Here is a 7,795-nt window from a genome sequence, read left to right on the forward strand (position 1 = left end):
CGGAGGACCCGTTCGCCGTCGTTCTCGCGACCCCTGACACCCTGTTCACCCACAGCGGAATCGCGACCCGCCGACACCCGGTCAGCGTGCAGGCCGAGGGGGCTGACCGGGTGTCGGCGGGTCGCGATTCCGCTGTGGGTGAACAGGGTGTCAGGGGTCGCGAGAACGACGGCGAACGGGTCCTCCGTGTGGTGGTGGGAGGTGCGGGGGGAGGGTTCCCGCCCTGCGTTGCATACCCCCAGCCGGTATCGAAATCTGGGTTGACCTAATACCCCTGGGGGGTATGTACTGCCGGCGTGGGTCCGAACCCCGCAGGTGTCCCGCCCGCTCGATTCGCCGAGGAGTCCGCCATGAACACCGCCCTGAAGATCACCGCCTTCTCCGCCGGTCTCGCCACCGTCTTCGGCGCCTCGTACGGCATCGGCCACGCCACCGGCGGCCCGTCCGCGAAGCCGGCCACCGCCGCGCAAGCGGGGCACGCCTCCGCCGCGCCTTCGGATCAGGCCTCCCTGGGCGGCGACGGCGCCTCGGGCCGCGACGGGGGCCCGGGCGGCGATGGTGCCTCGGACAGCGTCAGTGCCTCGGACAGTGCCGGTCTGCTGCCCGGGGGCCTGCAGATCTCCGAAGGCGGCTACACGCTCAGCCTCGGCGACCCGTACGTCACCGCCGGTGCCCCCGCCGACCTGCGCTTCCGGATCCTCGGGGCGGACGGCAAGCCCGTCACCGCCTACCGGACCGCGCACGGCAAGGAGTTGCACCTCATCGTCGCCCCGCGCGACCTCTCCACCTTCCAGCACCTGCATCCCACCCGCGCCGCCGACGGCACCTGGCGGACCTCCACCGCCCTGCCCGCCGCCGGCGAGTACCGCGTCTTCGCCGACTTCACCCCGGCCGGCGCCTCGCAGGGCCTCACCCTCGGCGCCGATCTGCATGCCGCCGGCGACCTGCGCCCCGTACCGCCGGCCAGGACAGGGCGCACCGTCACCGTCGACGGCTACCAGGTCACCCTCACCGGCGACCTCGTCCCGGGCCGCTCCACGCGGATCGGCCTCGCCGTGGCCAAGGACGGCAGGCCCGTCACCGACCTTCAGCCCTACCTCGGCGCGTACGGCCACCTGGTCGCCCTGCGGGCCGGTGACCTCGCCTATCTGCACGTCCACCCCGACGGAGAGCCCGGCGACGGCACCGCGCCCGGCCCGGACATCACCTTCACCACCACCGCGCCGAGCCGGGGCGGCTACCGCCTCTTCCTGGACTTCCGGCACGGGGGCGTGGTCCGCACCGCGGCCTTCACGGTCGCTGCCGCCGACAGCCAGACGGCAGCTTCCCCGACCACTTCGGCGTCTGCCTCCGCTTCCGCGGAGCACGACGGCGATCACCGGCACTGAAGCGCCCACGGCCGGTCCGCGCCCGAAGAGAACCGGCCCCGGGGCTTCGCGCCTTCGGCGTAGCCTTCGGGCATGGCAGAGAGCAAGGTCCGTAAGCCGGCGGCCGAACCCGTGGTGAAGGCGGCTGCGAAGCCGGGGAAACCGGAGTCGCGCCTGGCGATGGTGCGGCGTGCGCGGAAGATCAACCGTGTCCTGGCGGAGACGTATCCGTACGCACATCCGGAGCTGGACTTCGAGTCGCCGTTCGAGCTGCTGGTGGCCACCGTGCTGTCGGCGCAGACGACGGACCTGAGGGTGAACCAGACGACGCCGGCGCTGTTCGCGAAGTACCCGACTCCGGAGGACATGGCGATGGCCGTCCCGGAGGAGATGGAAGAGATCATCCGGCCGACGGGCTTCTTCCGGGCCAAGACCAAGTCGCTCATAGGCCTCTCCGTCGCCCTCCGGGACCGTTTCGGCGGCGAGGTGCCGGGACGCCTCGCCGATCTCGTGACCCTGCCCGGGGTCGGCCGCAAGACGGCCAACGTCGTCCTCGGCAATGCCTTCGGTGTACCGGGCATCACCGTCGACACGCACTTCGGCCGGCTGGTCCGCCGCTGGAAGTGGACCGAGCAGGAGGATCCGGAGAAGGTCGAGGCGGAGATCGCGACGATCTTCCCCAAGAGCGAATGGACGATGCTCTCCCATCGCGTCGTCTTCCACGGCCGCCGCGTCTGCCACGCCCGCCGCCCCGCCTGCGGTGCCTGTCCGGTCGCCCCGCTCTGTCCTTCGTACGGGGAGGGCGAGACGGACCCCGAGAAGGCCAGGAAGCTGCTGAAGTACGAGATGGGCGGTCAGCCGGGCCAGCGGCTGAAGCCGCCGTCGGACTACCCGGGCAGCCCCGCCCCCGCGCTGGGCGCAGGCTGACCCGGCGAGGCGCTCCGGAACGAAATGCGTGAGGACAGGCGTTGTGAAACGAGGGGTGCCTATGAAGACGCATGAACACAGCACGGACGCGGCCGCCGCCGCGCAGGACGCCGGCAACGACATCGCCGCCGACGCCGCGATCGACGTCACGACCGAGGGCCTGCCCGACTGGCTGGATCCCGTCGCCCGAGCCGCGCGGACCATCGAGCCGCAGCAGCTCAGCCGCTTTCTGCCGCCCGCGAGCGGCGCCGGGCGGCAGTCCGCGGTGCTCGTCCTGTTCGGCGAGGGCGCACGCGGGCCGGAACTGCTCCTGATGGAGCGCGCCGGAAGCCTGCGCTCCCATCCGGGCCAGCCCTCCTTCCCCGGCGGCTCGCTGGATCCGGCCGACGGCGACCAGGAGACGACGGGACCGCTCCGGGCCGCGCTGCGCGAGGCGGAGGAGGAGACCGGCCTCGATCCGCACGGGGTGCAGATCTTCGGCGTGCTGCCCCGGCTCTACATCCCCGTGAGCAGCTTCGTGGTGACTCCCGTCCTCGGCTGGTGGCGTTCACCCAGCCCGGTCGGGGTCGTGGATCCGGCCGAGACCGCCCGGGTCTTCACGGTGCCCGTGGCGGATCTCACGGATCCGGCCAACCGGGTGACCACGCGCCATCCCAGCGGCCACCGCGGCCCGGCGTTTCTGGTCGAATCCGCACTCGTATGGGGGTTCACGGCAGGGGTGATCGACCGGATTCTGCACTTCGCAGGCTGGGAGCGCCCCTGGGACAGGGCCAAGCAGGTGCCGCTCGACTGGCGCGCATGACAGGCTGACTCCCGAGCTCCGCCGCCGGGCCTTCCCGGCCACGGGGAGACGTACGGGCCCGGTGACGAATCTGCGAGGCAATAGACGGTGAACGTGCTGGACATCCTGCTGCTGGCCGGCGCCGTGTGGTTCGCGGTCATCGGCTACCGCCAGGGGTTCGTCGTCGGCATTCTGTCGGTGATCGGGTTCCTGGGCGGCGGTCTCGTCGCCGTCTATCTGCTCCCCATCCTGTGGGACCAGGTGACGGACGGCTCGGAGGTCTCGTCGACCGCGGCCATCGTCGCGGTCGTCATCGTGATCGTGTGCGCCTCGGTGGGCCAGGCCTTCACCACCCACCTGGGGAACAAGCTCCGCCGGTACATCACGTGGTCGCCCGCGCGCGCGCTCGACGCGACCGGCGGCTCCCTCGTCAACGTCGTCGCGATGCTGTTGGTGGCCTGGCTGATCGGTTCCGCGCTGGCGGGCACGTCCCTGCCGACGCTGGGCAAGGAGGTCCGCAGCTCCTCCGTCCTGCTCGGCATCTCCCGGGTGATGCCGCCCCAGGCCTCCACCTGGTTCACGGACTTCTCCTCGGTCCTCGCGCAGAACGGCTTCCCGCAGGTCTTCAGCCCGTTCGCCAACGAACCCATCACCGAGGTCAGGGCCCCCGACCCGGCCCTGGCCGGCAGCCCCGTGGCGGCCCGCGCCAAGGATTCGATCGTCAAGGTCGTCGGTACGGCCCCGAGCTGCGGCAAGGTCCTCGAAGGCACCGGATTCGTCTTCTCCGACCGCCGGGTGATGACCAACGCCCACGTCGTCGGCGGCGTCGACGAACCGACCGTGCAGATCGGCGGCCAGGGACGCCTGTACGACGCGAAGGTCGTCCTCTACGACTGGCAGCGCGACATCGCCGTACTCGACGTGCCGGACCTCGACGCGAAGCCGTTGCGGTTCACCGACACCGACCACGACGCCGCGACCGGGAACAGCGCGATCGTCGCGGGGTTCCCGGAGAACGGCTCGTACGACGTGCGCTCCGCGCGTGTCCGGGCCCGCATCGACGCGAACGGGCCCGACATCTACCACCGCGGCACCGTCCGCCGCGATGTCTACTCGCTCTACACGACGGTCCGTCAGGGCAACTCCGGCGGCCCGCTGCTGACGCCCGACGGCAAGGTGTACGGAGTCGTCTTCGCCAAGTCGCTCGACGACCCCGACACCGGTTACGCCCTCACGGCCGACGAGATCCGCCAGGACATCACGCAGGGACGTACCGCCAACCAGGAGGTCGACAGCCAGGGGTGCGCCCTTTAGGAACGTGGCCAGGGGGTACGCCTCTTAGGAGCGCGGCCAGGGGTGCGCCTTTTAGGAGCGTGGGTCGAAGGTCCCGCCTCAAGGGTGGCGGGACCGCGGATCATCCGCGCGGGTGGCGCAGCCGCGCCGAGACCCAGCGGGCCCGGCGGCGGAGAATGCGCGGAATGCCGAGCCGGGGATCATGCAGAACATGCATAGCGTGCACCCGGCCCTGGAGGCCGCCCCCCTCATGAGTGCCCGATACCGCCGTGGCGGTCGAGCGACGATTGCGTGCTGCGTCACCGAAGTCGTGCGTCCAGCCCATACCCGGACGTCTGCCCGTGACGCATGGTCGGTAATCGCCCATCCGCCAGCCAATTGGCCTATGCGGCAGGCAAGTGGCTGTTCGTCGGACATGTGTGCCCGCGGGCTAGCGGTCGGGCTCGGAATCCTTGAGCCAGTTGATGAGTTCGGCCGAGAACCCGGCAGGATCCTCCTCATGGGGGAAGTGACCCAGACCGTCGAAAAGTCGCCAACGGTACGGTGCCTCGACGTACTCGCCGGAACCCGCCGAACTACGGGTGCGGACCGCCGGATCGAGTGAACCGTGCAGATGCAGGGTCGGCACCCGCACCGGCCGCTTCATGCGCCGGTTGAACTGGATGCCGTCCGGCCGTGCCAGCGAGCGCACCATCCACCGGTAGGGCTCGATCGAGCAGTGGGCGGTCGACGGGATGGACATGGCACGCCGGTACACGCCCAGCGCAGTGTCGTCCGGGAACTCCGCGGTCCCCGGGCCCGCCCACTCGTGGATCAGCCGTCCCACCAACGCCGCGTCGTCCGCCACGAGCTGACGCTCCGGCACCCAGGGCCGCTGAAAGCCCCAGATGTACGAGCCGGCACGGGACTGGGCGAAGTCGGAGAGCATCGAGGAGCGCCACCGGCGCGGATGCGGCATCGAGGAGACCACCAGCCGGCGCACCAGCTTGGGGCGCATCACCGCGGCCGTCCAGGCCAGGTACCCGCCCATGTCATGGCCGACCAGCGCAGCGTCCGGTTCGCCGAGTGAGCGGATCACGCCGGTGATGTCGAGTGCCAGGTTGGCGGGGTCGTAGCCGCGGGGCGTCCGGTCGCTGCCGCCCACCCCGCGCAGGTCCATCGCCACGGCGCGGAAGCCCGCGTCGGCGAGGGCCGGAAGCTGGTGGCGCCAGGTCCACCAGAACTGCGGGAAACCGTGCAGGAGCAGGACCAGCGGGCCTTCGCCCATTTCGGCGATGTGGAAGCGGGCGCCGTTGGCCGCGACGTCCCGATGGGTCCAGGGGCCGTCGAGACGGACGGGACCGCCGGCCGCGGACGCGGGCGGCTGACCACCGTCGGCAGGGCCGGGGGTGTGGCCCGCCGGACCGGCAGGCCTCTCGTGGCCCGCCCGGTCCTCCGGGCCCACGGGGCGAAATGCGCTGGAATCGGGGACCGTCATGTGGATGAGCGTGCCACAGCAGACGCCTTGTCCTGGACCGGACGGTTCTCGATGGCCTTGTCCGCAAGTGTGCTGCCGCCCACCGGCAGGATCACGTCCGCGCCGACGCTCGCACGCGGGTGCGGCTTGACACCCTGGAGGACGGCGGCGGTCTGCTTCGCCGAGGCGATGGACTTCTCCGGCGGCTTGACCTTCTTGAACTTGGCAAGGCCGAAGAGCGCGAGCAGGATCCCCAGCAGGATGAACGCACCGCCCACGATCAGGAACGACCAGGCGAGGCCGAGTCCCAGGTTGTGGATTCCGTACGCGGCCGCGAAGCTCAGCACCGGGATCGCGAACAGAATGAGCACGCCCGTGACGATGAACGCCACGCTGCCGATGACGCCACGCTTGACGTCCTGTCGCACCTCGGCCTTGGCCAGGGCAATCTCGTCGTGCACCAGCGCAGACAGTTCGGCCGTCGCCGAGGCGACCAGTTGGCCGAGACTGCGGTCGGCGCTGCCCGCGTAATTGCCGGGGTCGCTCATCCCTGACTCCCTCTCCTGTTCAACACATCCGATGTCAGATCATGCCGGACTGTCCGGCTTGTTGCTCGCTGCCCCCGCCACTTGGGCAAGGCGGCGGTGCTCGGCCGCCTTCTTCTCGTAGAGCGCGGCCATCCGCAGGTGGTACTCCGGATCGTCCTGTTCGTAGATGTCCGGAATCCCGGACGCGTCCTCGTCGAGTTCCTCCGCGTCGAACAGCGCCCGGTATCTGCGTACCCGAAGTTTGAGCAGTACACCGGAGAGTACGGCGGCAATCAGGGAACCGATGAGAACCGATGCCTTGATCTCGTTGATCATGTCGTCGTCGCCGACGAAGGCGAGCTCCCCGATGAGCAGGGAGACGGTGAAGCCGATGCCGGCGAGTGCGGCGACCGCGAAGACATCGGCCCAGGCCAGGTCCTTGTTCAGCTCCGCCTTGGTGAACCGGGTGGCCAGCCACGTACCGCCGAAGATGCCGATCGTCTTGCCGATGACGAGCCCCAGGACGACACCGAGCGTTTCGGGGCGGGTGAACACGCCGGCCAGCGCGCCGCCGGAGAGGGAGACGCCGGCGGAGAAGAGCGCGAACAGCGGTACGGCGAGACCGGCCGACAGCGGGCGGACCAGGTGCTCGATGCGTTCGCCGGGGGAGTGCTCCTCGCCCTCGCGCCGGGTGCAGCGCAGCATCAGGCCCATGGCGACACCGGCGATGGTGGCGTGGATGCCGCTGTTGTACATCAGCCCCCAGATGACCAGGGCGAGCGGCACGTAGACGTACCAGCCGCGGACGTTGAACCGCAGCAGGAGGTAGAAGACGGCGAGACCGGCGAAGGCGCCGATCAACGCGACGAAGTCGATGTTCTCGGTGAAGAAGACCGCGATGATCAGGATCGCGAAGAGGTCGTCGACCACGGCGAGGGTCAGCAGGAACGCGCGGAGCGCGGCGGGCAGCGAGGTGCCGATGACGGCGAGGACTGCGAGCGCGAACGCGATGTCGGTGGCCGTGGGCACGGCCCAGCCACCGGTGGAGCCGTCGCCGAGCACAGCCACGAGCGTGTAGACGACCGCCGGTACCGCCATGCCGCACAGGGCGGCGACGACCGGGAGCGCGGCCGCCTTGGGGTCGCGCAGTTCGCCCGCGACGAGTTCGCGCTTGAGCTCCACTCCCGCGACGAAGAAGAAGACGGCGAGCAGTCCGTCGGCGGCCCAGTGCGCGACGGACAGGTGGAGACCGAGCACCCCGGGCCCGAAGTGGAAGTGGCTGACGCTGGCGTAGCTCGATCCGAAGGTGTTCGCCCAGACGAGGGCTGCCACGGCGGCGACCAGGAGTATGACTCCGCCGACCGTCTCGGTACGCAGGGCGTCGGTGAGGTAGTTCCGCTCGGGGAGCGGCAGACGGCCCAGGAAGGTGCGGCGGGGGGAGGGG

The 7,795-nt window shown here is 70.5% G+C and carries 8 protein-coding genes; 4 read left to right on the top strand and 4 right to left on the bottom strand.

Annotated features, from left to right (window positions below; translation table 11 throughout):
- The first annotated feature begins 350 nt into the window (after window positions 1–350).
- The 4 genes from JGS39_RS33590 (at window position 351) to JGS39_RS33605 (ending at window position 4,389) form a co-directional block, all read left to right on the top strand.
- Window positions 351–1,388: a DUF8832 domain-containing protein gene (locus JGS39_RS33590; RefSeq protein WP_219573534.1), complete on the top strand. Its 1,038-nt coding sequence runs from the start codon at window positions 351–353 to the stop codon at window positions 1,386–1,388.
- Window positions 1,389–1,460: 72 nt separating this feature from the next.
- A complete protein-coding gene (nth, locus tag JGS39_RS33595; RefSeq protein WP_219573535.1) occupies window positions 1,461–2,294 on the top strand; it encodes an endonuclease III in 834 nt (277 codons plus the stop codon).
- Window positions 2,295–2,355: 61 nt separating this feature from the next.
- Window positions 2,356–3,096 carry an NUDIX hydrolase gene (locus tag JGS39_RS33600; RefSeq protein ID WP_219573536.1) on the top strand — a complete coding sequence of 247 codons (741 nt, stop codon included), beginning with the start codon at window positions 2,356–2,358 and terminating at the stop codon, window positions 3,094–3,096.
- Window positions 3,097–3,183: 87 nt separating this feature from the next.
- Window positions 3,184–4,389, top strand: coding sequence for a MarP family serine protease (locus tag JGS39_RS33605; RefSeq protein WP_219573537.1), 1,206 nt, complete (start codon window positions 3,184–3,186; stop codon window positions 4,387–4,389).
- 100 nt (window positions 4,390–4,489) lie between these two features.
- Here JGS39_RS33605 and JGS39_RS41195 read toward each other — a convergent pair whose 3' ends face one another.
- The 4 genes from JGS39_RS41195 to nhaA form a co-directional block, all read right to left on the bottom strand.
- On the bottom strand, window positions 4,490–4,693 hold the full coding sequence (locus tag JGS39_RS41195; protein WP_236064455.1) for a hypothetical protein: 204 nt from the start codon (window positions 4,691–4,693) through the stop codon (window positions 4,490–4,492).
- 105 nt (window positions 4,694–4,798) lie between these two features.
- Window positions 4,799–5,845 (bottom strand): alpha/beta fold hydrolase, encoded by a 1,047-nt coding sequence (locus JGS39_RS33610; RefSeq protein ID WP_219573538.1) that lies wholly within the window; start codon window positions 5,843–5,845, stop codon window positions 4,799–4,801.
- Window positions 5,842–6,372, bottom strand: coding sequence for a phage holin family protein (locus JGS39_RS33615; protein ID WP_219573539.1), 531 nt, complete (start codon window positions 6,370–6,372; stop codon window positions 5,842–5,844). The genes JGS39_RS33610 and JGS39_RS33615 overlap by 4 nt, the downstream gene beginning before the upstream one ends.
- Window positions 6,373–6,411: 39 nt before the next feature.
- On the bottom strand, window positions 6,412–7,795 hold a 1,384-nt coding region (gene nhaA, locus JGS39_RS33620; RefSeq protein ID WP_219573540.1), incomplete at its 5' end, for a Na+/H+ antiporter NhaA.

The sequence above is a fragment of the Streptomyces poriferorum genome, assembly GCF_019399235.1.
Taxonomy (GTDB): Bacteria; Actinomycetota; Actinomycetes; order Streptomycetales; family Streptomycetaceae; genus Streptomyces; species Streptomyces poriferorum.

Excerpts from the sequence above, each read along its gene's own strand:
- JGS39_RS33590 (WP_219573534.1), top strand. The coding sequence starts at position 351 with ATGAACACCGCCCTGAAGATCACCGCCTTCTCCGCCGGTCTCGCCACC.
- nth (WP_219573535.1), top strand. The coding sequence starts at position 1,461 with ATGGCAGAGAGCAAGGTCCGTAAGCCGGCGGCCGAACCCGTGGTGAAG.
- JGS39_RS33600 (WP_219573536.1), top strand. The coding sequence starts at position 2,356 with ATGAAGACGCATGAACACAGCACGGACGCGGCCGCCGCCGCGCAGGAC.
- JGS39_RS41195 (WP_236064455.1), bottom strand. The coding sequence starts at position 4,693 with ATGGGCTGGACGCACGACTTCGGTGACGCAGCACGCAATCGTCGCTCG.
- JGS39_RS33610 (WP_219573538.1), bottom strand. The coding sequence starts at position 5,845 with ATGACGGTCCCCGATTCCAGCGCATTTCGCCCCGTGGGCCCGGAGGAC.
- JGS39_RS33615 (WP_219573539.1), bottom strand. The coding sequence starts at position 6,372 with ATGAGCGACCCCGGCAATTACGCGGGCAGCGCCGACCGCAGTCTCGGC.